Source organism: Campylobacter gracilis, from assembly GCF_018374135.1.
Taxonomy (GTDB): Bacteria; Campylobacterota; Campylobacteria; order Campylobacterales; family Campylobacteraceae; genus Campylobacter_B; species Campylobacter_B gracilis_A.
In genome coordinates this window covers 1-26342 of sequence record NZ_JAHAFS010000018.1, presented here as the reverse complement: position 1 = coordinate 26342, position 26342 = coordinate 1, and the positions used below count along the sequence as shown (strand labels likewise).

At 47.9% G+C, this 26342-nt stretch carries 24 protein-coding genes and 1 pseudogene; 12 read left to right on the top strand and 13 right to left on the bottom strand.

What is annotated here, in order from left to right; translation table 11 throughout:
* Positions 1-92: 92 nt before the first annotated feature.
* The 7 genes from KH703_RS08735 to KH703_RS08705 all read right to left on the bottom strand — a co-directional run bounded on the left by KH703_RS08735 (position 93) and on the right by KH703_RS08705 (position 4517).
* The gene (locus KH703_RS08735) at positions 93-794 is read right to left on the bottom strand and encodes a YbaK/EbsC family protein (RefSeq protein WP_304295473.1); all 702 of its coding nucleotides are present in this window, start codon (positions 792-794) and stop codon (positions 93-95) included.
* Between the two features lie 205 nt (positions 795-999).
* Positions 1000-1428, bottom strand: a complete 429-nt coding sequence (locus KH703_RS08730; protein WP_304295472.1) for an ecotin family protein — start codon at positions 1426-1428, stop codon at positions 1000-1002.
* Between the two features lie 84 nt (positions 1429-1512).
* On the bottom strand, positions 1513-2226 hold the full coding sequence (locus KH703_RS08725) for a hypothetical protein (protein ID WP_304295471.1): 714 nt from the start codon (positions 2224-2226) through the stop codon (positions 1513-1515).
* A 320-nt stretch (positions 2227-2546) separates the two neighbouring features.
* Entirely contained in the window at positions 2547-2825 is a 279-nt protein-coding gene (locus tag KH703_RS08720) for a hypothetical protein (RefSeq protein WP_304295470.1), read from the bottom strand.
* A gap of 169 nt (positions 2826-2994) precedes the next feature.
* On the bottom strand, positions 2995-3222 hold the full coding sequence (locus KH703_RS08715) for a hypothetical protein (RefSeq protein ID WP_304295469.1): 228 nt from the start codon (positions 3220-3222) through the stop codon (positions 2995-2997).
* A gap of 60 nt (positions 3223-3282) precedes the next feature.
* Positions 3283-4287: a hypothetical protein gene (locus tag KH703_RS08710; RefSeq protein ID WP_304295468.1), complete on the bottom strand. Its 1005-nt coding sequence runs from the start codon at positions 4285-4287 to the stop codon at positions 3283-3285.
* A 32-nt stretch (positions 4288-4319) separates the two neighbouring features.
* Positions 4320-4517 (bottom strand): hypothetical protein, encoded by a 198-nt coding sequence (locus KH703_RS08705; protein WP_304295467.1) that lies wholly within the window; start codon positions 4515-4517, stop codon positions 4320-4322.
* A 300-nt stretch (positions 4518-4817) separates the two neighbouring features.
* Between KH703_RS08705 and KH703_RS08700 the strand changes: the two are divergent.
* Positions 4818-5029, top strand: a pseudogene (locus tag KH703_RS08700) (multidrug efflux SMR transporter); the annotation flags it as partial.
* 487 nt (positions 5030-5516) lie between these two features.
* Here the strand turns inward: KH703_RS08700 and KH703_RS08695 are convergent.
* The 5 genes from KH703_RS08695 to KH703_RS08675 form a co-directional block, all read right to left on the bottom strand.
* The gene (locus KH703_RS08695) at positions 5517-6218 is read right to left on the bottom strand and encodes a cytochrome-c oxidase (RefSeq protein WP_304295465.1); all 702 of its coding nucleotides are present in this window, start codon (positions 6216-6218) and stop codon (positions 5517-5519) included.
* Positions 6219-6411: 193 nt separating this feature from the next.
* Positions 6412-6798 (bottom strand): restriction endonuclease, encoded by a 387-nt coding sequence (locus KH703_RS08690; RefSeq protein WP_304295496.1) that lies wholly within the window; start codon positions 6796-6798, stop codon positions 6412-6414.
* Between the two features lie 8 nt (positions 6799-6806).
* Positions 6807-7388 carry a winged helix-turn-helix domain-containing protein gene (locus tag KH703_RS08685; RefSeq protein WP_304295464.1) on the bottom strand — a complete coding sequence of 194 codons (582 nt, stop codon included), beginning with the start codon at positions 7386-7388 and terminating at the stop codon, positions 6807-6809.
* Positions 7389-7463: 75 nt separating this feature from the next.
* On the bottom strand, positions 7464-8945 hold the full coding sequence (gene pyk, locus KH703_RS08680) for a pyruvate kinase (protein ID WP_304295463.1): 1482 nt from the start codon (positions 8943-8945) through the stop codon (positions 7464-7466).
* 312 nt (positions 8946-9257) lie between these two features.
* Positions 9258-10604, bottom strand: coding sequence for an FAD-dependent oxidoreductase (locus tag KH703_RS08675; RefSeq protein WP_304295462.1), 1347 nt, complete (start codon positions 10602-10604; stop codon positions 9258-9260).
* 121 nt (positions 10605-10725) lie between these two features.
* Here KH703_RS08675 and KH703_RS08670 point away from each other — a divergent pair, with 121 nt between their 5' ends.
* A complete protein-coding gene (locus tag KH703_RS08670) occupies positions 10726-11910 on the top strand; it encodes a TRAP transporter substrate-binding protein (RefSeq protein ID WP_304295461.1) in 1185 nt (394 codons plus the stop codon).
* Positions 11911-12945: 1035 nt separating this feature from the next.
* Here KH703_RS08670 and metK read toward each other — a convergent pair.
* The gene (gene metK / locus KH703_RS08665) at positions 12946-14145 is read right to left on the bottom strand and encodes a methionine adenosyltransferase (RefSeq protein ID WP_304295460.1); all 1200 of its coding nucleotides are present in this window, start codon (positions 14143-14145) and stop codon (positions 12946-12948) included.
* Positions 14146-14289: 144 nt separating this feature from the next.
* On the opposite strand from metK, the gene sstT reads away from it, so the two are divergent.
* The 10 genes from sstT to KH703_RS08615 all read left to right on the top strand — a co-directional run.
* On the top strand, positions 14290-15549 hold the full coding sequence (sstT, locus tag KH703_RS08660) for a serine/threonine transporter SstT (RefSeq protein WP_304295459.1): 1260 nt from the start codon (positions 14290-14292) through the stop codon (positions 15547-15549).
* Positions 15550-15659: 110 nt separating this feature from the next.
* Entirely contained in the window at positions 15660-17573 is a 1914-nt protein-coding gene (locus KH703_RS08655) for a M3 family oligoendopeptidase (protein WP_304295458.1), read from the top strand.
* 1 nt (position 17574) lies between these two features.
* Positions 17575-17982, top strand: coding sequence for a hypothetical protein (locus KH703_RS08650; RefSeq protein WP_005871775.1), 408 nt, complete (start codon positions 17575-17577; stop codon positions 17980-17982).
* Complete coding sequence (locus KH703_RS08645; protein WP_304295457.1) at positions 17979-20039, top strand: ATP-dependent helicase; 2061 nt, start codon at positions 17979-17981, stop codon at positions 20037-20039. The genes KH703_RS08650 and KH703_RS08645 overlap by 4 nt, the downstream gene beginning before the upstream one ends.
* Complete coding sequence (truB, locus tag KH703_RS08640; RefSeq protein WP_304295456.1) at positions 20032-20880, top strand: tRNA pseudouridine(55) synthase TruB; 849 nt, start codon at positions 20032-20034, stop codon at positions 20878-20880. The genes KH703_RS08645 and truB overlap by 8 nt, the downstream gene beginning before the upstream one ends.
* Positions 20881-21634: 754 nt before the next feature.
* Positions 21635-22378 carry a 4-(cytidine 5'-diphospho)-2-C-methyl-D-erythritol kinase gene (locus KH703_RS08635; RefSeq protein WP_304295455.1) on the top strand — a complete coding sequence of 248 codons (744 nt, stop codon included), beginning with the start codon at positions 21635-21637 and terminating at the stop codon, positions 22376-22378.
* Between the two features lie 125 nt (positions 22379-22503).
* A complete protein-coding gene (gene smpB / locus KH703_RS08630; protein ID WP_177386608.1) occupies positions 22504-22968 on the top strand; it encodes an SsrA-binding protein SmpB in 465 nt (154 codons plus the stop codon).
* A gap of 55 nt (positions 22969-23023) precedes the next feature.
* Positions 23024-23722, top strand: a complete 699-nt coding sequence (locus KH703_RS08625; RefSeq protein WP_304295454.1) for a TlpA family protein disulfide reductase — start codon at positions 23024-23026, stop codon at positions 23720-23722.
* Entirely contained in the window at positions 23712-24017 is a 306-nt protein-coding gene (locus KH703_RS08620) for an ATP-dependent Clp protease adaptor ClpS (RefSeq protein WP_297964302.1), read from the top strand. The genes KH703_RS08625 and KH703_RS08620 overlap by 11 nt, the downstream gene beginning before the upstream one ends.
* 15 nt (positions 24018-24032) lie before the next feature.
* Positions 24033-26342, top strand: a 2310-nt coding sequence (locus KH703_RS08615; RefSeq protein ID WP_304295453.1) for an AAA family ATPase, incomplete at its 3' end; no start/stop codon positions are given.

The following is a 26342-nucleotide window of genomic DNA, read 5'->3' as shown; positions in this document are numbered from 1 at the left end:
ACAACCACTCTCGCGCTGTCTTTTTCTGCCCTTGCTTTTGGGTTAATTTAATCCGATTTCTCTTGTTCTTGCGTGAAACGGACGATGCGCGACTATTCGCCTTCCGTAGCCTCTTCGGTGAAGCTAACGATGCGCGGAGCTGCGATGCGCGCATAATCCTGCGCGTTTAGAATGATCGAGTGATCGAGCAGACCCGCATTGAAGGCGATCTCATCAAAGCGTCCGAATAGCGACGGATCAGCGATTAGCAGCAGCTTGTCGTGGAAGCTAAACGGCGGTACCGAGCCAATGACGCAGTCCGTGAGATCGCCCACTTCATCGGGGCTTACGAGCGATGCTTTTGTGCCACCGAGCCCCTCTGCCAAGCGCTTTAGATCGGTTTTATGATCGGCCGCGAAGACCGCTAGGACGTAGATCCTGCCGTTTCTACCCGCGGGTTTGTCGCTAGGAAGCTTTAGCTGCTGCGGCACGTTGGCGCAGATTTGATCGGCGGTTAAAGCTAAATTTTCAGCGCAGGCGCCGTTTTCGCAGCCTTGAGCGGTTGCAATGCAGGAAGCGTCGGGGTTTTGCACGTCATAGACGCTTGCTAAATTTAAATTTTGCGAAAAAGAAATTTGCCCGTCCTTAAAGCCCTTGATCGTGCAAACCAGCGCCTTTGCGCCTTGTCCTAGCTGTGTGCCGCGGGCTTTGGCGACCTCGGCGGAGGTGCCCGCGCTTTCGTGAGCTACGACGCGGAAGCGCGCGCCCTGCTGCGTCAAAAACTCTTTTAGACTTTCAAAAATTCTCTCTGACATGCTCTCTCCTTGTTTTTGCGAAATTATACTGAAATTTTAACCAAACGACCCATCGATGCCGAAATTCCATTCTTCTCCGTAGAAAATTTGTCTTGCGCCGTAGAATTTATCTCACCTGCGCGCAAAACCATTGCGCAATGATAAATCTATTGCGCGGCGGAAATTCCGCCACGCATAAGCTCGGTCCGCCCTGCTTCTTGTGAAATTATTTCATCTTGCGGATTTTAGGCTCTTTGCTCTCTACAAGTTCGTAAATTTTAAGCTCGACCTTGACATCTTTGGGCGCTAAAATTCTAATTTCGCCCGGAGTGTAGAAAAAAGGCGCTCCAAGCTCATAATAGACCCATTTTTTTTGCTTCTCGGTTTTGCACAGCATCAGCGTCTGAGCAAGCTCGTTGCCGCCGCTAAACTCGTAATAAAGCAGCCCGTCCGAGCCCTCTTTTTGCTCTATTTTGCCGCCGATCAGATACGCGTCGTTGCAGTCGGCTTCGATCTCTTTTGAAAAGACCGCTTCGACTTTAAACTGCTGCGGCGGCATCTTTGACGGCGTTAGCTCAAAGACGTTCAGCTGCTTCTGCGCCTCGCCGCCGAACAAAAACAGCGGCAATAGGAAAAATAAAACGCTTTTTCTCATTTATTACTCCTTAAAAAGATATTTTTATTTAAAATTTTAGCGAAATTTTTACTCATTAAACTGAAATTTCAATCGACTTTGTTTTTATCTGTAGCAGATAATATTTTTTAGCGCCTCTACCTCCGGTTTTAACGCCTCGCTATCGGTTTTTTGTGCGGTGCCCTTTTTGTTTGCTAAATTTTTACTATAGCTTTGCGGCGAGGGCTTTTCGTGCGAGTTTAAAGCCTTAACGACGTCGCGCGATATTTCGCCCTGCGTTTGCACGGTGGAAATTTCGCCGCTAGCCCCGCCAGTCTTGCTTGCATGGCGGCTTAGCACGCTTTTGACGCTTATCTTTTCGCCTGCATAAAACGCCTCGCAAAGCCCGCCTCGCGCCTCATAGTCCGTCACTTTGACGCTGCCTTCTTGAAATTTATAAAATTTCACCCGTTTTGCTCTGCGCAGCTCCTCCGCTCCGCGCCATACGCCAGCTTCCGCGTCAAGATCCGCGAGCGCGAATGCGCCGTTTGCCGCCTTATACATATTGCCGAGCCTTATCGGTATCCGTTCGCCGCTCTTTTTGGTAAGCACGAAGCCGATCTTTTCGCCATCTTTTGGGTGCGGGCGGAACTGTTTGGAGAAAAACGCCGTGAAAAATGCGACCTCCTTGATCTCGCCGTCGGTGCCTAGGTATCTCGTCCAGCCATCTTCGGGCACGTCGATCTCGGCGACGTCTCGCCCGTCTTTTGCGCCGCATTTTAAGCCCGCGCAGCCGCTAAGCGCTAATGCCGCAAGCGCGGCTAGAAATAGATTTTTCATATTTTCCCTTCAAATAAATTTTGGCTCAGAGTAGGCGCCGCCTGCGCCTCGGCGCGTAAATTTGCACGAAATAGGGCGCACTTGCTTGCTTTGCTAATTGGCTTACGCTATTGCGCTTCAAGGTATGCAGATACGCGCGAGATAAGCGGTAGTGCGGAATTTTAATGTCGCTCGGCGCCTTTTGTAAGCGCTTTGCGGCAAATCCGCTCGAAACCTCGTGCATGCAAAGCTCGTATTACGGGCTAAATTTATCAAGCCGATGTCGCCCAGATGCGTAAAAATCACTGTCCGCTCGCCTCAAACGAGCATTCCTGCCAGTCTCAGTCGTTCTCGCCGCCCATTGCGAAATTACGAGGCTCGTCTGATAGCCCTGCCGCGCTCAAAGCAGCCGCTATCCGCTCTTTCATAAAATCATCGGGCTCGCAGGACTTGAATTTTTCAAATTTTATCTCGTAAAGGGAGGCGAACCCAAAGTCCGCGCGCACGAGCTTGCCGCACTCCCGCGCAAACTCCGCCGCGCTATATTCGTGCTTTGGGGCGTAGTACCAAACCTCCAGCTCCTCGATGCTTTCGCCCTCAAATTTTATGGATTTTATCATTTCGGCTCCCATTTCGCTCGTCGCGGCGGTTTAAATTTCGTCGCTAGAAATTTATAAATTACACTTGCGCCCATACGACGCATGGCTCACGCGCAAGATAAAACCTTCGCCATTTGGCGCAAGCGCGCTGCGCGGTCAAATTTTAAATTTAATCCGCCGCGCTTTAAATTTAGACGCCGAAGTCCGCCCGCATCCCCTCTTTGCCTTTCGGCGTAAAATAGCAAACGACGTAGCAGAGCATTCGGTCTTTGCAATCGTATTTGGCTTCGAGGCCACGGGTAATGCGCGCAAACTCCTGCGGCGGCTTGTCCGCAAAGGCGCCTCGCAGCTCCTCTGCGGGGATGTGTTTCGGACTAAGGAGCAGATACGTCGCGACGATAAAATTTAATCGCAGCACTCGCGCAAGGCCGCGCAGGTAAAATTTCGCGGCTAAATTTTACCGACGCATCTCCAAACGCTACTTTATCTTTTTATATTTCCACGTCTTTTCCGTTATGAGCTCGTATTTTCTGTCCTTAAGCTTAAATTCCTTAAAGCTCGTTATCGCGTAGATACTAGGCATCTCAAACATCATCAGCGCGGCTCCGTGCCCCACGCTGTCTGATGGGATTTGGGTATCGTAAGTAGCTTCCGAGCGCCCCGATTGCACCCATTTGCCGCTCGCATCAAGCTTGTAGATATCCATCGCTGTATTGCTGCCGTGCTCGTCGTAACTATAGACGTATTTGCCGCTGCTGGAATTTGATTCGTAGCTTTGCTCTAGTAGTCGCTCGCCAGATTTATCGTAAATTTCGCCGTTTGAGTAGCTTTTGACCCACTCTTTAAGCCGCTCGTCCCACAGATAAGAGGTCATATTAAGATCCGCCCCCTTCTTGATAACGGTCTGTTTGCTCATGTTATCCCACGCGCCCTTCTCGTCGTTCCAGATGAAGCTCGTAACGATCCCCTCGCCCTTTGCGGCATCAAGCTCGTGCTTGCTCATCGTCGCGTTTTGCCACGCACCGTTTTGAAAAGTGCTGCGGATCTGCTCGTAGCTGCCGTTTCGATCGCCGTTAAGTATCTCTCGCTCGCTATTTTGCCACGCGCCGTTTACAAACTCGTAGCTCACGTATCCGCTCATCTCTCCTGAGGCGTCGTAGAAAATTTCGGTCTTATCTTTGGGCTGCCAGCTCTTGCCGTCCCATTTGAAGCTTATCGTAAGCTCCTCCTTATCCCACGCGTTTTTTACGGATCTGTTCATGCTATCTTTCTGCCATTTGCCCTTTATAAACTTATATCGCACATCCTGCGTCGCGTTACCGTCGTAGCTGGAGACGGTTTTGCTCGCATTGCGCGTGCCGTCATCTGCTATCGAATTCGTCTCGCGCGTCGTGACATTACCCTTTATGCTTTCCGTGTAGTCTTCTATTTTTTTCCACTTGCTGCTTTTAAGATCGAGGTTAAATACTTCAAATTTAACCATATCCCCCTTTTCGTCAAAGTAGCTGATCTCTTTTAGCTAGAGCCTAGGCCGTCCGAGGAGTTCGTATCTCTTACCTGCTCTAGCTTGCGCGCCGCCGCATCGTAGCTTAGATACGTGCTCTCCTTGCGCTCTCCGAGTGAGCCGTAGCTCATGCTTTGCACCATATACTCATACTCCTTGGCAAACGTCGCCGCACAGAGCAGCGCAAGTATCGTAGCGAGCTTTTTCATCCTCTCTCCTTGGAAAAATTTTTTGATAATTATATAATGTTCGTATATAAAAACGAATAAAATTTCGCCACGCGACTAAATTTAAAAAACTTCGATTTTTAGGCGGTAGCGGTGGAATTTTATGCTGCGGTATGCTCATGCAATTCTGCGTAGATCGGCGAGCGGAATTTTATGTCGCTAAAGCCGGTTTTACTCAAATATGCGGCGTAAATTTTACGCAAGTCGCTAGGAAGCGCCTTTGGGTAAAATTTAAGAGAAATTTCTATAAAATTTCGGCTCAAATTGCATTAAGGATCGCTTATGGGATACGTTTATTTGGGGCTTGCTATAGTTTTGGAGCTAGCGGGAACCAACTGCATGAAACTCTCGGACGGATTTAGTAAGCTGAATTATTTTCTAGCCACGCTAGCGGCATACGGCGCGTGCTTTTGTTTTTTAGCGCTTGCGCTAAAAACGGTAAAGCTTGGTGCCTCACATGGGGCGGGCTCGGCATAGTATTAGCATCGCTGCTTTCGGTGTTTTACTTCCACGAAAAGCTCTCTGCACCCGCGATCTGCGGCATAGCGCTCATCGTGATAGGCACGGCGATGTGTAATTTCTTCGGCGCAGGCCACTAAGACGGCGCGTTTGGACGAATAAATTCCGTTGCGCCGAGCAAATTTTTGGATTTTGATGCCGAGACGGCATTTTGAACGAAAGAGCACATATTAATTTTATTGCTCGATCTATTCGTTGCCGCAAAATAGATGCCAGTCTTAAATTTTATACCTAAATTTAAAGTTCTATAAATCAAATTCCGATGGCTTACATTCTAATTGAGTATATTTTTAAAATGCGTCTTTGCCAAATCGCCCAAAATATGAAACTTAAATGTTTTATCTAACATAAAAATTTATAAAGCGAAAGCTTACTTGCAGAGGCGAATGCGACACTAAATTTTTAGTAGCTAAAAATTTCAGATAATGCCAGTTTTTAAAGAGTGCCGCTGATTAGGCGATACTAATCGCAGAAGTGCTTATCCGCATTATTTGCTTTGCGCTTGGCTAGAAAGTCCGCCTTTTTAGCGGGATCTGCGAAAAACTCGTCTTGTTTAAGCAGCGCGGCGTCCATTTTGTCCTCGGCTGCCTTGAGCGCGGCGGCGCGATCTGCGAAGTGAGACGGAAATTTCTCATCAAATATCGCTTTATACGGGTGTGCCTTGACCCAGTCCCTAGCGCGTGTCGCCGCATCGCGTTGTTTAGCGAGATCGCAGAATGCGTATGGATTTACCACGTTGCCGACGAGCTGTAAAAACGCCGCATTCGCAGATTCGGTCTCACGAAACATCTCGTCCTTGACGTCGATGACGCGAGCGAAGGTTAGGAAGCGATTTTTGCCCGCGTAGAACCAAAACACCGCGTCGTCCTTAAGCCCTAGATCATAAGCGCGTGCAGCGACCGTCATCAGCGTGGTCGGAGCGGCCATATCCGGGGCGTCCTCGATGATTTTGATCGCCTTTTTTAGGCTCGCCGCGTCGTTTTTCATCAACAGATCGTCGATCGGCTCGTAAACGTGCACATATTCGGGCTTGCCCTCCTTAGCCGAATAAAACGGCGAAACATAGATGTCGATCGAAGTGATTTTTTCTACCTTATCCTCGCCTTGGGCGCTCAAAGTCGCAGCCGCCGCCACACAGAGCAGTAGTGAGCGAAATTTTTTCATGGTCTCTCCTTTGGCTAAATTTTGTAAATTTGCTTCGTAATTATACCTTGAAATTTAAGAGCGCGAGCTTGATTTTTAACGAATATATTTTTGCGGAATTTTAATTTTTGCGGCGGCTCTATTTTCTTTTGATTTGGCTTTAGCCCGACGCTTTACGCGGCCAAATTTAACGCCGCTAGTCGTAAAATTTAGCTCATAATTTAAATTGCTTAGCTAAATTTTTCCGTTTGCGCTTAATCCGAAAACGAATTTCGCCTTTACGTTTAAATTTATCGCCGAAAAAGTCGCTGTCGATGTCGCAAATCTCGATATTTTGCCGCACTTGAACGCCGAGTTTATATTTTATCATCAGTTCCGCCAGTCGTTCGCCGTCAATCAAAACAATCGTGTAATTTTGCATGTTTGCGGCGCATCTTGCGGCATCTTTGCTAAATTTTGACGTCGTGATAAATACACCCTTTTTGGTCTGCTTATCCGATATCGCGCCTACGAATTTTTGAATTTCAGGACGCGAAACCGCACCTTGCCAGCTTTTAGCCTGGACGTAAATTCGCGATAGTCCAAGCTCATCTTCATATATAATACCGTCTATACCGCGCCGTCCGCGCCGTTTTTGGTTAGTCTGCCTACCCCGTAGCCCATTTTTTCAAGTAAGCGCGCCACCAAATACTCAAAAAAGCTCGGCTTTTTCTGCGAAATTTCGTCTAAAATTTGAGATTTTAGATTTTGCGCGAGCTCGTTTGCCGTCTCGGCGATGACGTCGCTAGGCGTCTTTTCTTGCGTCACGATTTGCGAGATTTTGGTGCTTGGCGCGCTTTTGTTTTTATAAATTTCATCGTACCAAGCCTCAAATTTTGCCTGAGCGTCCTTACTTTTTAGCATTTGTTTGCCAAGATCCGTTATCTCGTACACGCCTCTACCTGATCTTTTGATAGGCTTTTTAACGTCAGGTAAATTTACAACTTCTTTATTTCCTGCAAAATACGACAACGCCCAGCCTGCGCGGTTAACGTACAAAAGCATGCCGCTAGGGATCCTTTGCGAGAGTTCGTCGTCGTTAAATTTATAGTGCTTTGTAATGAACTCGAAAATTTCTTTTCTGTCTGCCTTGCCGCGCTCGCCGATAAATCTTAAAATCGGAAACATCATCTCTTTGTAGCTTGGTATCATCGTTTTTCTCCTAATTTTTTACAATTTTACCTCTCTAGGCCTGCAACTTAAAAACTTCAAATTTTACCACCAAATTTAATGTTGCGCATTAAATTGATCCTGGAGACCCGTTTTCTCCGCGTCGCGGTAGAAATCGATCTGATCTTTTTTGATGATGCGGATGTAGTCGGTGCTGCCGGGATGGCCGCTTTGAAAGCCCGCCGTCATCACGTAGGTGCCGCCTTCTTCGATGAGCCCGCGCTGTAGAGTCTCGCTTATGATACGTGCGAGCAGCGAGTTGATGCTCGTTTTTTCCCTGACCATCGCTGGATTTACGCCCCACACGAGACTTAGCGCGTGCGCGGTCTGCTCGTCGTGCGCGATTGCGATGATGTCGATTTTAGCGCGGTTACGTGCGAGTTTGATCGCCGAGCGCCCCGAGCCCGTGATCGAAAGTATCGCGCCTGCGCCCAGCCTTGCGGCAAGCGCTGCGGTGCTTGAAGTGATCATATCGGTCTCGTCGTAGAAGTCGTAATCGTTAAATTTATCGTAAGGATAGATTTTTTCGGTCTCGCGGATCGTCTCGCTCATCGCGGCGACCACGGCTGCGGGGTTTTTGCCGATGGCGCTTTCCTCGCTTAGCATTACGGCGTCGGTGCCGTCGAGTACGGCGTTTGCGACGTCGCTGATCTCGGCTCTGGTGGCGCGCTCGTGCTCGGTCATGCTAAGCATCATCTGCGTGGCGGTGATGACGGGCTTTGAGCGGGCGTTGGCTAACGCTATGATGCGCTTTTGGATACGCGGGATCTCATAAAACGGCATCTCGATGCCCAGATCTCCGCGCGCGACCATTATGCCGTCGCTTGCTTCGATGATCTGCTCTATATTTTCGACCGCGTCGAATTTCTCGATCTTGGCGTAAATTTTAGCTTTTGAGCCCAGCGAGTTTAAAATTTCGCGCACGCGCAGGATGTCGTTTTGCGACTGCACGAAGGAGATGCCTACGAAATTTACGCCGTGCGCCGCGCCCCAGCGCAGATCTGCGAGGTCTTTTTGCGTGATGACGTCGATATTTAGGCGGGTGTTTGGGAAGTTCACGCCTTTATTTGAGCTTAAAAAGCCGTCGTTTTCGAGCACCGCTCGCACGCCTTGCTCGCTTACCGCAACTACCTTGGCGCGGATCGAGCCGTCGTAGAGGTAGATGAACTCGCCTACCTTCATTAACGGCAAAATTTCGGGGTGGTTGATACACAGCTCGTATTCGCCCGGGGCGGTCTTTTTGCCGATGATTTCGCGAGGAAGGAAGGTGATTTTATCGCCCGTTTTTAGTTTAAAATTTTCCTCAAGCTTGCCGACGCGAATCTTTGGGCCGCTGATGTCCTGAAAGACGCCTACGCGCACGCCCAGACTCTTTTCTACGGCGCGAATTTTGTTTAAATTTGCCTCGTGGTACTCGTGCGTGCCGTGGCTGAAGTTCATCCTAAAGGCGTTGCAGCCCGCCTTTACCATCGCGCTCATCATCTCCTCGCCGTCGCTTGCGGGCCCGATGGTCGCTAAAATTTTGGTTTTTTTAAGCATCTTTTCTCCTTTAAATTTAAAATTTATCGCCGCATTGGGCGAAATTTTGCGCAAAATTTTGAAATTTCTAAATTTTAAAATTCGCTAGATGAAGGAATTTTAAAATTTTATGCCGCGAGAGAATTTTAGAATTCCAAGGCACGGCGAAATTTTAAAATTTCATAGCTTGCAGTGCAGGTTAAATTCTAAGAATTCGCGTTTGAATGAAATTTTTAAAATCCCCTATATACGTAAAGCACGAGCAAAATTCTAAAATCCTCGCTGAAGTAAAATTTTAAAATTCTTGCCCGAGCGAGATTTAAAAATTCCTCTTTATTGCATCATTTCCGCGTCAAATTTTGCATCATCAAAGCTCACTCCTAAATATTCGCAGGCACTTTTTGCGTCGCGAAGTGCGTTGCCTAGGCAGCTCGTAGCGCCGGGGCTTGGGGTCATATTAAAGATAATCCCCGGATTTTCGCCTATTCTAGCTTCGCCTAAAAGCAGCTTTTTTTGCGAGTGTGAGATTACTTGCGGACGCACGCCGCCAAAGCCCTTGGCATAGTAAATATCCTCCTCGCGGATGCTAGGTATGATCTTGCGCGCATTTTTGACGAAAAGCTTTTTACCTAAAATCGGTATCTCAAAGCCTATATTGCGGACTAAGAAGTCCCTTACCTCGCTATCGCCAAAATTTTGCCAAATGACCTTGGCTACGTCCATGTCAAAATTTAATGACTGAAAAAATTCCGGCACCGAACGACAGCCCTTGTAGCGCTCGAGCTTCGGCATCGTAAGTGCGGTAGGACCAAATCTCGTGCAGCCGTCCGCCAAAAGATCGGGGTCGCCGTGAAGCGCGGCAAATGGAAGCTTTGGGTTTTGCACCATGTAAACCTTGCCGTTTAGAAGCTTTTGCTTGGTTAGATAGAAGCTGCCCGCAATGCAAATCGTGCTAAGATCCTGCCCAAGCCCCATTTTGTGCGCTAGCCACAGCGAGTGAGCGCCCGCATCTACGACTACGAAATCGGCGCTTAGTGAGAGTCTATTTGCGGTGCGGATATAGAACTTATCGCCTACTTTAGTGATGTTTTGCACTTCGGTATTTAGGTACAGATCGCAGGTTTTGCCCTTCACGTTTTTAGCGTTTTGCACGAAGGAATTCGCCATCGCGCCGTAATCGATCGTCGTGTAAACTCCCGATTGCACGCCCATCGCGACGATATCCTCCGCTCGCTCCTCGCCGCGCCCGTCAAAAACTAGCTTGGGCTCGATTTTTTTGAGCTCTTCCTTGTCGAAAAGCTGCAGATACGGATAAAGCTCTTTAAATTTCTCAAAGCGGTCTTTAATTAGCTCTACCTCGCTTTCGCCCACGCCAAGAGCCATTTTCTGCCCCTGAAATAAAAATTTATTCTCATATCCGTGCTTTTGGCAATATTTCACGATCATATCCGCCTTGCGCTTGACTTCGGTCGCTTTTTGCAGGTCGTAGTTGGTCTCGATGTCGCCGCAATGAATCGTCTGAGAGTTTGCGCTGGCTTTAGAATTTAGCGTCGCAAGCCCTTCGTATTTTTCAAGTAGAGCGATATTTTTGATCCCGCTAAATTCTGCCAGCACGTACGCTAGCGCGCTGCCCGTGATACCGCCGCCTATGATGATTACGTCGTAATGTTTTTCTTGCATGCCCTTTCCTTATCGAATTTGGCTGCAATTGTGCGAAAATTTCGCTTAAAAGCTAGTTATAAAAGCGTGAATTTAGATGATTTTATATAAAATTCGCACCATTTCATTTTGGGAGTAGTATATGAAAAAATCGATTCTTGTCGGATTAAGTTTGATTATAGCCACGTCGCTGTGGGGCGCGGATAAGAAAGTTTATCGCCTCAAGCTAGCTCAGACTTACGAGCTTAGTATGCCTATCGTAGGCGATGTCGCTAAGCGTATGGCAGATCTTGCAGATAGTATGTCTGATGGCAGGCTGAAAATCAGCATCGACGCGCCTAGCAAACATAAAGCGCCTTTTGCGATCTATGATATGGTTAAAAACGGGCAATACGATTTAGGCTATACTGCGAGCTACTATTATAAAGGCAAAAATAGCGCGAATATGCTGTTTACGACTGTGCCTTTTGGTATGACGAAAGACGAGCAGCACGCTTGGTATTACTTCGGCGGGGGTAAGGAGTTAGCGGATAAATTCTATGCTAAAAGTAATCTAAAGGTTTTTAATATTCTAAATAGCGGCATGCAGATGGGTGGCTGGTTTAAAAAAGAGATTAATACGCTAGATGATCTAAAAGGGCTTAAATTTAGAATTCCAAGTTTTGGCGGGGAGGTTATGAACCGCCTTGGCGTCGCAGTCGCTACGATACCGGTAGGTGAACTATATATGGCGCTAGAGATGGGCACCATCGATGCAGTCGAGTGGGCAAGTCCTAGCTTTGATATACCTCTAGGCTTTCACAAAGTCGCAAATTACTATTATACGGGATGGCAAGAACCCGCTAGCGAGCAGCAGATTGTGATAAATCTACAAACTTGGCAGAAGCTTCCTAAGGACTTGCAAAACATCCTAGAGGCTTCGATCGCTAAGGCGCGCGAATACGCAGAAAACGAGACGTTTTATAAAAATGTAATAATTTGGGACGAGATCAAAAAGAAATATCCAAACGTTCAGATTCGCTCTTTTTCGCCTGAGATTATGCGTGCGCTTCGCAAGGCGACGGATGAAATTTTAGCCGAAGAAAGCGAGAAAAATCCCGATTTTAAAGAGATTTGGGAGAGTCAAAAGGCGTTTTTAGCTAAAGCTAGAACGTGGACGAAGATGGGTGATTTTACATATATCGAAAAAACTGGCGATGTTGAAGCCGAGCAGAATTTTACTGCTTCGGTGAAAAAAATCTCTGTTCCTGAGCCCATAAATAGCGCAGCCAGCGAGATAAATGCAAGCACTGCCGCACCAAAAAATGAGGATAATCAGACGAAATAATGCTTCGCTTTTAAGTTGCGTATCAAAACCTAGCATCAAGTCAAGAAGCGGCTTAAATTCGGTCGGCGATTTAAGAGATTTAGGCTGAAGTGCGGGCGATTTACTTATTTGCAGCTGTGTAGTTCGGAGTATTTTTAAAATTTTAATTTATGAAAGCGGTGATGAAATTTTATCGCCGCTTTAGCATTTAAGTTAAGGCGCGAAATTCGCATCACTGCGTTTAAAGTCCAATTTAAAAGCCGCTCGGTCGCCGCCGCACAAAGCTAGAATTTTATCAAGCTCCAAGCCTCCTCTTTTTTTGCTTTATTCCTTATATCTTTTGCGTTATTTAAGCTTAATGTTCCGCCGTGCTCGCTTGCGGGCGACATCATGCGCGGGAGAATTTAATCTTACTTTTACATTTTGCGTAGTTAGTGGAGGAGCTTTGGCGAAGCGTGCCAATCTGAGATTTTAAATCAGTAGCGTTCATAAATTCTACATTTTAAAATTTCAGCGCTTTTATCTTGCAAATGCCGCTTTTAAATGGAATTTGCTTTGGGTTTTTTTGCTGTATAAAGCGGCAAACTTCAAATAAAATGCAAAATTTTAAAATTTATACGCTTAAACATCACAAGTAAGGAGGATTTAAAATTTTACTCTTCGGAGATTAAGTACAAAGCGCGTTAGAAAAAATTTTATAGGTCAAATTTCATTTTAAGCGATTGCAAATTTAAAAGCTTGCATGTAAATTTTTTAAAGCCTGCTCTAGTTAGAATTTATCACTAAATTAGACGGGCTCAGCCTTGGAATTTCACCGCGCCAATTTTAAAATTTTGCGTGAGCTGGGCTTAAAATTTTAAAATTCGATTCTACCTGCAAAAACTCTTAAATTGCACGGCTTAGAATTTTGATGGAGAATTTTGCCGTAACGCTACTTTTGGGCGCACGATAAAATTACGCGACATGCAAAGCTACGTAGAATATTGAGCTAGGCTCGCTGCTGCAAGCCTAGCGAATGTCGTAAGCTAAAAAGGCGCTACTGCAAAGCGTAAAATTTTATTTCAAAGCCTTAAAAAGCTCCACGCTATCGAGCTGCTCCCACGGGTATTCGTCATTTCCGACCTGTCCGCGTGCGGCGACGTCGGCGTAGAGAAAGCCTCCTTTGCCGGGGCGATCAAGGCCGAATTTATCGATGATCCAGCGCGGCGTGAGCGGGAATTTTTCAAGCACGAAAGCGGACAACTCATCGTCGCTTGCCGCGCCTAAATTCGTCCCCATGCAATCGACGCTGACGCTGACGGGTTTAGCCACGCCGATTGCGTAGCTGAGCTGGACGATGCATTTTTTCGCAAGCCCCGCCGCGACGATGTTTTTGGCGATATAGCGCGCCGCATAAAGCCCGCTGCGATCGACCTTGGTGTAGTCCTTGCTGCTTTGAGCGCCGCCGCCTATAGGGCTGTAGCCGCCGAAGCTATCTACGATCAGTTTTCGCCCCGTTAGGCCGCTGTCGTGAAGCGAGCTATGATTTACGTAGCGACCGGTAGGATTGATGTAGATGATCGTTTTGCTTTTGTCGTAAAGCTTCTTCGGAAGTCCCGCCGAATCGATTAAATTTCCGATCAGATCTCGGACGCGCTCGATACTCATACTCTCGACGCATGGCGCTGAAACCACGATCGTATGGATGCTTTGCGGCTTACACTCCTCAAAATTGCTCTTCGTGCCGTAATCGACGCTAACCTGCGTCTTAATATCGACGCCAAGCTCGTTGGGATGAGACTTTGCATAGGCGTAAACGTGATCGCAAAGCGCTCTTGCGTAGGTGATCGCCGCCGGCATAAAATTTTTCGTCTCGCAGCTTGCGAAGCCGAACATTATGCCCTGATCTCCCGCTCCGATCTCGCCGCCCTCTTGATCGACGCCTTGGTTAATGTCGGGGCTTTGCTGGTTTAAAAATACGTCCACTTGCAGATCCTGCGGATGCAGACACTGCGCGCGCGTAAAGTAGGGGTTGTCGTTGTAACCGATCTCGCTAAGCGCGCCCTTTACGATGTGGCGGTAATCGTCGTGGGTAAAATCGATCTTGGCGTTTACTTCGCCGCCGATTACTACGTGTTTGCCCGCTATGAAAACCTCTGCCGCGACGCGCCCGTTTGGGTCTTGCTTTAAAATTTCATCCACGATGCTATCTGCGATGATGTCGGCGCACTTATCCGGATGCCCTGGGCTTACTACTTCGCTTGTGAAAAGATACATATCTGCTCCTAATTAAAATTTCGGGGCATTTTAGCTAACGAGGTTTTAAGATTAACTAAAAATTACGAAATTCCGCTCAAATTTAAATGTGCTTAAATAAAATTTCGATATATTTCAAACGACGTTTTGATTGAAAGGTAAAAAATGAGTTCGATTCAAAAATTAGTAGCCAGCTACAAAGATAAAAATCTAGTTCTGCGCATAGTTACCGGCTTGATAATAGGCGCTATTTTGGGCTTTGCCGCACGTTCAGCGGCGGGCGATATTGCGGCAGAGCACAATTCGTTTTTAATAAACGTAGTAGCTTTTGCGGAAATTTTAGGAAATTTATTCGTAGGCGCCCTTAAAGCGGTAGCTCCGATTTTAGTTTTTATCTTGATTTTAAGCTCGATCGTAAATAAACAATACGGCAGCGCAAGCGGCTTAAAACGCGTAGTCGTCCTATATATCGTAGGTACCTTTTTAGCCTCGTGCGTGGGGGTAGCAGCCAGCTTTTTATTTCCGACGCAGCTTGCTCTAAGCAATGTCGGCGCGGCGGAAAATGCAGTCCCTGCAAGCGTTTGGATCGTGCTAAAAGATCTGCTTTTTAAGGTCGTAGATAATCCGCTAAATGCTATTGCGCACGGGAATTACGTAGGAATTTTAACCTGGGCGATAGGTCTTGGCGTCGCGCTTAAATTTTGCACTAATGAAACAAAGAAAATTTTTACCGATCTGAGCGAAGCGGTAACCAAAATCGTGCAGTTCGTAATCCAGCTCGCGCCGTTTGGAATTTTCGGTCTAGTAGCTTCTACTGTGTATCAAACCGGCGTCGATGCGCTGCTTGGATACGCGCGAATCGTAGTCGTACTAGTAGGTGCGATGGCGTTCGTAGCCCTCGTGGTAAATCCACTCATCGTCTTTGCGGTGATTAAGAAAAATCCATATCCGCTCGTATTTACCTGCCTGCGCGAAAGCGGCCTCACGGCGTTTTTCACCCGCAGCTCGGCGGCAAATATCCCCGTAAATTTAAATTTATGCAAAAAGCTCGGTATCAGCGACGAGCTAAGCTCGATCTCGATCCCTTTGGGCGCTACGATAAATATGGCGGGCGCTGCGGTGGTAATCGCGATCTTGGCGCTTGCTGCGGCTCATACGCTTGGCGTGCGCCCCGATTTTTGGACGGCGCTACTGCTTTGCGTGGTCTCGGCGGTCGGTGCATGCGGCGCTAGCGGCGTGCCAGGCGGCTCATTGATGCTGATACCGCTTGCGTGCTCGCTCTTTAATATCTCAAACGACATTGCAATGCAGGTAGTCGCGATCGGCTTTATCATCGGCGTGATCCAAGACTCTGTAGAAACTGCGATAAATAGCTCCACGGACGTGATTTTTACGGCGATCGCGTCGCAAAGTATGCAAAAATAACTCACCTTAAAATTTTACCGCTAATTCCGTCCATAGGGCGGATTTGCGGTTTTTAAAATTTTACTTATTCTTTTTTGATAAAATTATCCAAAAATTTTAAAAGGAAAACGATGAATTGGAATTTAGGCGAGCTGTTTGCAAACGAGGCGGAATTTAGCGGCGCGATAGATAGCGCCTCCGCGCAGGCTATGGATTTTGAGCTTAAATTTAAAGATAAGCTGCACGCTCTTAGCGCGGAAGAATTTTTAGGCGCGCTTGAGCTTTATGAGGGCATCAGCGAGCAGATCGGCAAGATAATGAGCTTTGCACATCTTAGCTTTGCGCGAGATACGAGCCTTGGAGCGCAGCAGGCCAAGGCGGAGCAGGCTTGCAACGACATTTCGCAGAGCCTACTTTTTTTCGAGCTCGAGTTTAACGAGCTTGATGCCGCAAAACAGGACGAATTTATCGCAGGGGGCGGGAGATTCAGATACTATTTGAGCCTACTTAAGCAGCGCAAGGCCCACCAGCTAAGCTTGCCGCAAGAAAGCGTGCTTTTAAAAACTTCGCCCGTAAGCGGTGAGGCGTTTTCGCGACTTTTTGACGAGAGCATGGCGCGGATGAGCTTTGATTTTCGCGGACAGAAGCTCGGCGAGGAGGAAATTTTAAGCCTGCTTCATAGCCCTGATCGCGAGGTGCGAAAGGATGCCGCAGCTTCGCTAAGCGCGGTACTAGAGCAGAACTCCCACCTGCTTGGCTACATCTACAATATGATCAAAACCGATCTTAAAATTCGCTGCGAGCTGCGCGGCTACGATAAAGCCGAGGCGGTGATGCACGAGGAAAATCAGATAAACATCGCAAGCGTCGATGCGCTGATCGCAGAGACGGAACGAAGCTTCGCTCTAGTCAGCAAATTTTACGCCAAAAAGCGCGAAATTTTAGGCTACGACGCGCTGTATGATTACGACAGATACGCGCCGCTTGGGGGCGATGAGAGCGAGTTTAGCTTCGAGCAGGCTAAGCAGATCGTGCTTGCGGCATTTGAAAAATTTAGCCCGAAATTTAAACAGATCGCGCAGGCGGCATTTGAGCGAAACTGGATCGACGCGATGCCCGCGCAAAATAAGCAAAGCGGCGCATTTTCGCATTCCGGCTCGCGCGACACGCACCCTTTCGTGCTTTTAAATTTCACGCGCAAGCGCCGCGACGTATTTACCCTCGCGCACGAGCTGGGGCACGCGATACATCAGTATCTAAGCTACGGCGTGGGCTATTTCAACTCCTTCACGCCGCTAACGACGGCTGAGACCGCGTCTGTTTTCTGCGAGATGCTAGTGTTTGATTATATGCGCGAAAATTTTTCAAATTTAAACGGCTTGTCGAATTTCAAAAGCACCGCCGCCTTGGACGGCTTGCAAAATTTAAAGCGCAGCGCTTCGCAAGAAGCTCAGGGCGGTGAAATTCCAAACGAGCACGCCGTAAAACGCGCCGCCTCTCAAGACTCTGCTGATTCGTGCGAATACGCAGCGCGCGATACGGATACGCTCTCGCAGACCGCAAGCGACAAGGCTGCGCTAAGAGCGATGCTTGCGGCAAAGATCGAGGATATCTTCGCTACGCTTTACCGCCAGATCGGATTTACGACCTTTGAGCGGCGCGTGCATGCAAGCGCGGATGAGCTAAGCACGGGGCAGATCGACGAGCTTTGGATGGAGGAGTCGCGCAAGATGTTTGCGGGTGAGCTAATCTTGCAGGATCATTACAAAAGCTGGTGGAGCTACATCCCGCACTTCGTTCACACGCCGTTTTACTGCTACTCCTATGCCTACGCACAGCTTTTGGTGCTCGCGCTTTACGGGCTATATAAGAGCGGCAGGCTCGAAAATTTCGTTCAAATTTACACCGAGTTTTTAAGCTCGGGCGGCAGCGACGCGCCGCAAAATCTAGTGGCGAAATTCGGCTTTGATATCAATAAAAGCGAGTTTTGGCGCATCGGCATAGAGCAGGTTGCGGCGCTTGTAGATGAGTTTGTGAGGGGTTAGGATGATAGATAAAATTTTAAAAGACGATAAATTTATCGCTGCGAGTAGTGCAAATATAGGCGCGGTTTTGGATTACGTTTTGGCTCTTGGATATGGATTTGGCATCGTTGCGAGGACGGATCAGATAAAATTTGACCCGCCGCTGCCGGAGGAAATTTTAAAAAGCTTCAAAATGCCCGCGATCTTTTTGCAGCTGGAGGAATATACGCTCTCTAGCGCACACCTTAGCAAGGATGAGCTGGTTTTCGAGGCGGGATTTGGGCCGCAGGATTTTGCAAGCACGCTTAGCGTGCCATTTTACGCGGTCTTGCAGATCGTCGTGGACGGCAAGCCTATCGCGGTAAATTTTTCCCAGCCCGAGTCCGAGTGGCTTAAGCGCGAAAAATCGCGTAAAATTTTCTCAAAATGAGTGATATTTTAGAAGGTCTTAATCCCGCTCAGCGCGAGGCTGCGAGCCATGTGGACGGAGCGATGCTAATCCTAGCGGGTGCTGGTAGCGGCAAAACTAAAACGATCACCGCGCGCCTTGCCTATCTGCTATCAAACGGCGTGCCCCCGGGAAATACTCTCACGCTTACGTTTACGAACAAAGCCGCCGCCGAGATGCGCTCGCGAGCGCTTAATCTGATAAGCGGGTTAAATTTAAGCGGAGTGCCGCTTCTGTGCACCTTTCATAAATTCGGGCTTTTGTTTTTGAAATTTCATATTAGCGAGCTTGGCCGCAGCGCAAACTTCCAAGTAATCGATACCGACGATAAGAAAAAGATCATCAAGGGCTTTGAAATAAATTTGCCCACGTCGCTATTGGCGGCTAAAATTTCAACCTACAAAAATTCTCTGATCGGCCCCAAAGATATCGACGAGCTTCTAAAGGGCGAAGAGGATGAGCTAAGCAGGATGTATAGCGGATTTTACGCGCATTGCGCTGACGCGTATAAGCGCTACGAGGCGTATTTGGCGGCGAATAATCTGGTGGATTTCGATGATCTGCTAATTTTGCCGTATAAAATTTTAAACGCCAATGAGCGGCTATGCGATGAAATTTCGCGCCGTTACGCCTATATCACGGTGGATGAGTATCAGGACACCAACGACATTCAATTTAAACTGCTGCAAAAGCTTTGTACCACGCATGAAAACCTCGCGGTGGTGGGCGATGACGATCAGAGTATCTACGGCTGGCGCGGCGCACGGATAGAAAATATTCTAAATTTTAAAGATCAGTTCTCAAACGTAAAATTTATCAAGCTCGAGCAGAACTACCGCTCCACGGATGAAATTTTAAATGCCGCCAACGAGCTCATCTCGCATAACAAAAACCGCCTCGGCAAGAGCCTTACTAGCATGAACGGCGGCGGCGAAAAGATCGAAATTTTGCGTTCAGACGAGGAGGGCATCGAGGCGGCAAAGATTGCAGAAGCCATAAAAAAGCTGCTCTCAAGCGGCGTAGCGCCCTCTCAAATCGCCGTGCTTTACCGCGTAAACGCTCTTTCGCGCGCGCTGGAAGAGGGGCTGAATCGCGCTAAAATCCCGTACAAAATGGTAGGCGGCGTGAAATTTTACGAGCGCGCCGAGATCAAGGATATGATCGCCTATCTGCGCTTGGTAAACGACGAGCACGACGACTTTTCGATGAGGCGGATCATAAACGTGCCCAAGCGCGGCATCGGCAAGGTCTCGCTGGCAAAGCTGGAGGAGCTTTCGCGCCTGCGACTTATCAGTCTATTTGACGCTTTTAGCGAGCCGGACGCGGGGCTTAGCGCCAAGGCGGCGCAGGCTCTAGCGGAGCTTAAAAGCGGCATCGCTTCTATCTCCGCGCTAGCCGATACTATCAAAAAAATAGAGGCATTGGAGCCCACTTTTGGGCTAAAGGCTTACTACGCCTCGCTTCCGGACGGCGCTGATCGGGTAGCAAACATCGACGAGTTTTTGGCTATGCTGAAGGATGAGGCGAGCAATAAGCCCGATTTTGATCTGGCGGAATTTTTAAATGAGCTGAGCCTTCTTAGCGATCAGGACGCCATTATGGGCGATGCGATAAACATAATGAGCGTGCACGCAAGTAAGGGGCTTGAGTTCGAGCATCTTTTCGTAATCGGGCTGGAGGAGGGGTTTTTCCCGCTTTTGGGCGATAGTAGCGACATCGAGGAGGAGCGCAGGCTCGCATACGTAGCGATAACGCGCGCCAAGCGCACGCTTACGCTTAGCTTTGCCGCCAGCCGCTTTTATCGCGGCAAGCGCGAGAGGCTGGACGCTAGCAGGTTTATAGCCGAGGCGGGTTTGGTAGCTAAAGAGCCGCCGCGCGAGCAAAGTAGCGGCTTTAGCAAGGGCGAGCTGATTAAGCACAAACTCTTTGGGATCGGACAGATCACGGCGGTAAACGGCGACCGACTCACTATAAATTTTGGCGGAATTTCGCGCGTGATAATGTCAAATTTCGTAGAAAAGATCGGCGCTTATGAATAGATTGTTTTTGGCGGACAAGCCCGCGGGCATCGGCAGCAATAAATTTTTAAGCGCTCTTAAGCGCAAATACGGCGTGAAAAAGGCGGGCTTTAGCGGCACGCTCGATCCCTTTGCGAGCGGCGCGCTGATCGTGGCATTTGGGCAATACGCGCGCTTTTTTAGATTTTTAAAAAAGGAGCCAAAAGTTTACACTGCGACGCTGTGGCTGGGCGCGCAAAGCCCAAGCGGCGATAACGAAAACATAGGGCGCGTGGAGCAAATTCCGCCGCTTTCGCGCGAAATTTTAGACGTCGCGATGGCGCAGATGCGCGGCGAGATAAAATTTATCCCGCCCGCCTTCAGCGCCAAGAAAATTAGCGGCGTGCGCGCATACAAGCTCGCTCGCGCGGGCGAAGAGGTGAGCTTGAAAGAGAGCTCGATGCGGGTTTTTGATGCCGAAATTTTAAGCTACGCTCACCCATTCGTGAGCTTTCGCGTGGCACTCAGCGAGGGCGGATACGTGCGCTCTTTCGCGCAAATTTTAGCAGAAAAGCTGGGCGCCACGGGCACGCTAAGCGCGCTTAGACGAGAAAGCGAGGGGGCTTTTGATTTGAAAGATCCGCGCTTTGCGAACGAGGCGGCGCTAAATCCGCTCGAGTTTTTGGACCTCGCGCCGAACTTTTACGACGGCGACGCTCGCGACGTGATCTTGGGTAAAAAGCTTGCCGCAAAGGATCTGGCGAGCCGCGCGGACGGGCGCTATCTGCTTATCTGCGGCGATTTTTACTCAATCATCGAGATAAGCTCGGGCGAGGTGCGCTATCTTTGGAACGACGTTCCGATCGCAGGCGGCGTGTTTTAATCAGCGCCTCTAGCTTGCGGCGGAATTTTGATCGGGCGGTTCGAGTTCGAAATTTGAGCGGTTATAAATACGGCGCGTTTTAAATTTACTCGCATAGCGCGCCGCCCCGCGCGGCTAAATTTATCGTGCGGAGCAGCGGGCGAGCGATCACGCTTTTTTTGTTGCGCACGGATCGCAGATCGGCATCGGGCGGAGTAAATTTAAAATTTAAATGCGGCTAGGCAGGCGACGCTCTCTCGAAAGGAATAAATCCATGGGGGTTAAATTTAAACGCGGCGGATCTGGCGGAACGGCGTTTTGATTTGCTTTTCGGTGCGCGATGACGACGCGCCGCAAGATTAAAATTCGCGATTTAAAAAGCGCGCAGGTTGGAGCTTATTGCGCCGCAGCAAGCAGTTTTTGTCGAATGAAATTTCGGCTTGCGGTAATGCGTAGTCTGTGCCGATGGGTTTGATTTTGCAGCGGGTGGCGCACCGCTAAGTTAAATTTACGATTTAGCACAGCGCGGCTAGAATTTTGTCGGCTTGGAATTTTAATCGCAAAGATAGATTTGCACCGCGAGTTGAAATTCGGCCGCATGCGTCGCAGATTTAAATTTCCGCGCTTTATAAAATTTACGTATCGGGCGCCGCGATCGCGAGTCAAATTCCACGGCGCGCGCTTCACGGCACGCGGTTTTGAAATTTTAATCGCACTGGGCTTACCGCGGGCTAAATTTAATGCAAGCGCGCCAAAGCGCAGAAGGAGTAAAATTTTGAAAGCTTATGCAAAGATCAATGTTTTTTTAAAAGTCGTCGGCACGCGCGGCGGTTACCACGAGATTGCCTCGCGCTTCGTACTGCGCAGGGAGCTGTTTGATGAGATAAGCTTCGAGCGCGCGAGCGGCTTTGCGCTTGAATGTGGCGCCGCGCAGATCGCGGATAACATAATTTTAAAAGCCAAGGCGGCGCTTGAGCAGGCGGGCTTTGCGCGCGAGCTTGCGGAATTTTTCAGCTCGCATAAGATCGTGCTTAAAAAACATATTCCGATCGGTGCGGGTCTTGGGGGCGGCAGTAGCGATGCGGCGGCGTTTTTGCGGCTTGCGAACGAGGAATTAAGCTTAAAAATTTCGCGCGAGCGGCTTACCAAAATCGCGCAAAATATCGGTGCGGATGTCGCGTTTTTTGTTAGCGGGCTGGAGGCCGCAAACGTGCGCGGCATCGGCGAGATCATCGAGCCTTTCGAGGATCTCTTGCCTGCGATCGAAATTTTAACGCCTGCAATCTTTTGCTCCACCGGCGCCGTTTATAATGAGTTTCGCGCAAGCTTTATGCAAAATATAAACGCCGCGCAGGCGCAAGATATGTTGCGTTTAAGCAGCGAACAGCTGCTAGCGCAATATGGCGGCTTTACGTTAAACGATCTTTTCACGCCGTGCATAAAGCTATATCCGCAGATGAGCAAATATCGCGATATGTTTCTAAGCGGCAGCGGCAGCAGCGTGTTTTTCTTAAAATAAGAATTCCAAGGCGCGCGGTTAAAATTTAAAAGCTAAATTTAAAGATAAAATTTAAAATTCGCTCGCCCGCTTTTAAATTTAAGCAAAAACGGGCTAAGCTTAGGACTAAATTTAGAAGGAAAAAGATGAAAGAACTGAGTAAAAATCGCAAGGCATTTCACGATTTTACGATACTTGAAAGCTTTGAAGCGGGCATCGTGCTAAAGGGCAGCGAGGTCAAAGCTCTGCGCGCGGGCAGGGGCAATCTCAAAGATAGCTTTTGTCGCGTGATCCGCGGCGAGCTGTTTTTGCTAAACGCCCATATCAGCTATCTTGAAAGCACCAACGCCCACTTTCGTCCAGACGAAGGGGCGGCGCGAAAGCTTTTGATGCATCGTAAGCAGATCGACAAACTGCTTGGCGCGGTTAGCAAAGAGGGCCTTACCATAGTGGTTTTGTCGCTGTATCTCAATGATAAAAACCGCGTAAAGGCGCGTATCGCTTTGGCTAGTGGCAAAAATCTGCACGATAAGCGCGAATCGCTAAAGCGCAAGGAAGCCGACCGCGAAGCGCAAAGCGCGATGAAGCGATACGACAAGCATTCATTTTAAATTCACAAAACTTTGGTTAAAATGCGGGCTTAAATTTAAACCCGAAGGAAATTGAATGAAAAAATTTTTACTATTATGTTTGGCGATTTTTGTTTTAAGTGGCTGCGGAGATGATTCGCAGAAAAAGACGGGCTCTGCGGGCGAGAATCCTGCCGCGAGCGAGAATCAGATGGCAAAAAATTCCGCTCAAGATAAAAATGGCGAGCGTATTGGCGGCGAGAGCGGCGAGGAGGTAGCTTTTACGCCGTTTAAAACGGGCGAACGATTTACGCTTAAAAGCGTCGTAGGCGGCGAGGTAACGATCGAGCGGACAGAAAAGGGCTTTAAGCTCGCGGACAGCGATAAAATTTTAATGTTTGATATTTTTGGTACTTACTGCCAGCCGTGCCGCATCGAAGCGCCGCATCTGATGGACTTTCAACTAAAAAACTCCGCGGATTTTTTGATGGTCGGCTTGATTTATTTCGAGGATATTACCGATGCGCAGGTGATCGAAAATTTTACGAAAAAATTTAACGCATATTATTTCATCGCTAATTCGAAACAGAACGAGCGCATAGTGGGTCAAATTTTAAGCGACATCGATTATCGCCACGCGCTTTCGATCCCTTTTAAGGTAGTGCTTAAAGATGGAAAATATCAAAGGCTTACCGACATTAACGAGGGCGATGAGCGGGGCAAGCCGTATTACTTAGGCATGGTCGATACCGATGTGATAAAAAGCGATATCGCCAGGATAAAAGATGGCAACTAAAACCGGCGTGCAGATTCGCACTCGCGCCAAAACAAAATCTTTCGTGCCTCGCCCGTATAAGGTGATTTTGCTAAACGACGACGTGACGACGATGGATTTCGTGGTTTATATTTTGATGGAGATTTTTGCTAAAAACTTTAACGACGCCGTAGATTTAATGATGAAAGTTCATAGGCAGGGTCGCGCGGTTTGCGGCGCGTATCCTAAAGAGATAGCCGAGTGCAAGCAACAAGCGGTTTTACAAGCGGCAAAAGCCGCAGGATTCCCTCTTAGATGTGAGATAGAAGAGGATTAAATTTAAAGGAAAGCAATGATAGGATTTTTTTTAAACAAACATTTTGAACAAGCAATCAGCGTTGCAAACGACGGCGAGGACGAATATATCACTACTTCGCATGTAGTTTATGCGATTTTTAAATACAATAAGCCCTTTCACGGGCTCATCGCCAAAGAAATTCCGGATATTAACTACCTAAATATCTTGGATAATCTGGGCGGGCTTTTGGATATGATGCCTAAATCAAGCGGTAAGGCTCCAGCGCAGACGATAGAATTTAAGCAGTTCTATACTGAATTGAATAACGCTAAAGAGCCTAAAAACGAGCTTGATTTTATGCTTAAAATTCTAAATGATAAGGAAAACGACTGCACTAAAATTTTAAATCACTACGGTATCAATGCCGCGATTTTTGAGCTCATCGTGCGAAAGTACAAATCTGCTTTCGATCACCGCGACGAGGTCGTTTCTCGCGACGAAACCGCAGCGATTAAGCTAAACTCATACGATATCGACGATATCACGCATGCGATGAATTATGACGAAAGCCGCAGGCAGTGGCAGAATACGGAATTTGAGCCTGCGTTTGAGGGCGAAAAGGACGCCATAAATGAGCGCGATATTAAAAAGGATTCGCCTAGCTCACTTTATACAGCAAACCTCAATAAAATCGCACTTGAAGGTAAGATCGATCCACTCATCGGACGCGAAAAAGAGATCGAAAAGACGCTGCAAACCCTCTGTCGCCGCAAGAAAAACAATCCTATTTTAGTTGGCGAAGCGGGAGTTGGTAAAACCGCGATCATCGAGGGTATTGCGCTAAAAATCGTCCGTGGCGAAGTGCCAGAAAAGCTAAAAAATAAGGTAATTTACGCCCTCGATGCTGGCGCGCTAATCGCAGGTACTACGCTGCGCGGTGAATTTGAAGAGAGGCTAAAGGATCTCATAGATGAGTTTAGCGCTAATCAAAACGCGATTTTATTTATCGATGAAATTCACACGATCGTGGGTGCAGGCACGGGCAATCGCAACGAACTTGATATGTCAAACATCCTAAAACCTTCGCTTGCAAGCGGCGAGCTATCGGTCATCGGTGCTACTACATACGGCGAATATCGCTCGTTTTCGCAGGATAAAGCGCTTAGCCGCAGGTTTTGTAAGATCGACGTGAGCGAGCCTAGCATCGACGATAGCGTCGAAATTTTAAAAGGCGTAGCCAAAAAATATGAGGAATTTCACGGCGTAAAATTTAGCGACGAAATTTTGCGTGATAGCGTAACGCTTGCTAAAAAATATCAAAGCGATAAATTCCTTCCCGACAGCGCCATTGATCTCATCGACGAGGTGGGTGCGAGCTTTGCATTTAAGCCGCACGAAGCTCCGCTTGAAATCAGTAAGGACGATTTAGTAAATACGCTTTCGATTAGCGCGAATATTGCAAATTTAAGTAGTAGCGTCGATAATAAACAGGTACTAAAAAATCTAGAAGCTAATATCAAGCGTGAAATTTTCGGTCAAGACGAGGCGGTTAGCAGCCTTTGCAAGGCACTTTTGCGCTCTTACGCCGGGCTTGGAGGCGCAAGCTCCCCAATCGGTGTATTTTTGTTCGCAGGTAGCAGCGGTGTGGGCAAAAGTGAGCTAGCTAAGGTCTTAGCCGCGCAGCTTGGAGTGCATTTTGAGCGCTATGATATGAGTGAATATATGGAAGCTCACAGCGTCTCGAGGCTCATCGGTGCGCCTCCCGGATACGTGGGCTTTGAAAACGGCGGAATTTTAACGAACAACATCAAAAAGCACCCTTACAGCGTCATTTTATTTGATGAGGTAGAAAAAGCTCATCCTAGCATGACGAATATTTTTTTAGGAATTTTCGATAACGCAAGTCTTACCGATAACAACGGCGTTACGACCGATTTTAAAAATACAATCATAATAATGACGTCGAATTTAGGTACGAAAGAAGCGCCGCAGGTCGGATTTACAAAAGATGAGAGCTATAAGGTAGATAGTGCCATAAGAAGCTTTTTTGCGCCGGAATTTCGCAACCGCATCGATAAAATTATAAATTTTAACCGCTTAAGCGGCGAAATTTTAGAAAAGATCGTGGATAAAACTATCGGCGAGCTAGAGTCGCAGCTAAAAAACGTAAAGATTAGTCTAAACAAGGAAGCAAAAGATTTGATTATCTCGCGTGGCTATTCGGACGAGTTTGGCGCGCGAAATTTAAAGCGCGAAATCAGCTCTCATATAAGCGATCATATAAGCGGTGAGCTGCTTTTTGGCGCGCTACAAGAGGGTGGCTTAGTTAGCGTGAGCGTAAAAGACGGCGAGCTAAGCTTTAGC

What these genes read in the sequence shown, in the direction of transcription:
- KH703_RS08735 (WP_304295473.1), bottom strand. Translation starts at nt 794, where the DNA reads ATGTCAGAGAGAATTTTTGAAAGTCTAAAAGAGTTTTTGACGCAGCAG.
- KH703_RS08730 (WP_304295472.1), bottom strand. Translation starts at nt 1,428, where the DNA reads ATGAGAAAAAGCGTTTTATTTTTCCTATTGCCGCTGTTTTTGTTCGGC.
- KH703_RS08725 (WP_304295471.1), bottom strand. Translation starts at nt 2,226, where the DNA reads ATGAAAAATCTATTTCTAGCCGCGCTTGCGGCATTAGCGCTTAGCGGC.
- KH703_RS08720 (WP_304295470.1), bottom strand. Translation starts at nt 2,825, where the DNA reads ATGATAAAATCCATAAAATTTGAGGGCGAAAGCATCGAGGAGCTGGAG.
- KH703_RS08710 (WP_304295468.1), bottom strand. Translation starts at nt 4,287, where the DNA reads ATGGTTAAATTTGAAGTATTTAACCTCGATCTTAAAAGCAGCAAGTGG.
- KH703_RS08705 (WP_304295467.1), bottom strand. Translation starts at nt 4,517, where the DNA reads ATGAAAAAGCTCGCTACGATACTTGCGCTGCTCTGTGCGGCGACGTTT.
- KH703_RS08695 (WP_304295465.1), bottom strand. Translation starts at nt 6,218, where the DNA reads ATGAAAAAATTTCGCTCACTACTGCTCTGTGTGGCGGCGGCTGCGACT.
- KH703_RS08685 (WP_304295464.1), bottom strand. Translation starts at nt 7,388, where the DNA reads ATGATACCAAGCTACAAAGAGATGATGTTTCCGATTTTAAGATTTATC.
- pyk (WP_304295463.1), bottom strand. Translation starts at nt 8,945, where the DNA reads ATGCTTAAAAAAACCAAAATTTTAGCGACCATCGGGCCCGCAAGCGAC.
- KH703_RS08675 (WP_304295462.1), bottom strand. Translation starts at nt 10,604, where the DNA reads ATGCAAGAAAAACATTACGACGTAATCATCATAGGCGGCGGTATCACG.
- KH703_RS08670 (WP_304295461.1), top strand. Translation starts at nt 10,726, where the DNA reads ATGAAAAAATCGATTCTTGTCGGATTAAGTTTGATTATAGCCACGTCG.
- metK (WP_304295460.1), bottom strand. Translation starts at nt 14,145, where the DNA reads ATGTATCTTTTCACAAGCGAAGTAGTAAGCCCAGGGCATCCGGATAAG.
- sstT (WP_304295459.1), top strand. Translation starts at nt 14,290, where the DNA reads ATGAGTTCGATTCAAAAATTAGTAGCCAGCTACAAAGATAAAAATCTA.
- KH703_RS08655 (WP_304295458.1), top strand. Translation starts at nt 15,660, where the DNA reads ATGAATTGGAATTTAGGCGAGCTGTTTGCAAACGAGGCGGAATTTAGC.
- KH703_RS08650 (WP_005871775.1), top strand. Translation starts at nt 17,575, where the DNA reads ATGATAGATAAAATTTTAAAAGACGATAAATTTATCGCTGCGAGTAGT.
- KH703_RS08645 (WP_304295457.1), top strand. Translation starts at nt 17,979, where the DNA reads ATGAGTGATATTTTAGAAGGTCTTAATCCCGCTCAGCGCGAGGCTGCG.
- truB (WP_304295456.1), top strand. Translation starts at nt 20,032, where the DNA reads ATGAATAGATTGTTTTTGGCGGACAAGCCCGCGGGCATCGGCAGCAAT.
- smpB (WP_177386608.1), top strand. Translation starts at nt 22,504, where the DNA reads ATGAAAGAACTGAGTAAAAATCGCAAGGCATTTCACGATTTTACGATA.
- KH703_RS08625 (WP_304295454.1), top strand. Translation starts at nt 23,024, where the DNA reads ATGAAAAAATTTTTACTATTATGTTTGGCGATTTTTGTTTTAAGTGGC.
- KH703_RS08620 (WP_297964302.1), top strand. Translation starts at nt 23,712, where the DNA reads ATGGCAACTAAAACCGGCGTGCAGATTCGCACTCGCGCCAAAACAAAA.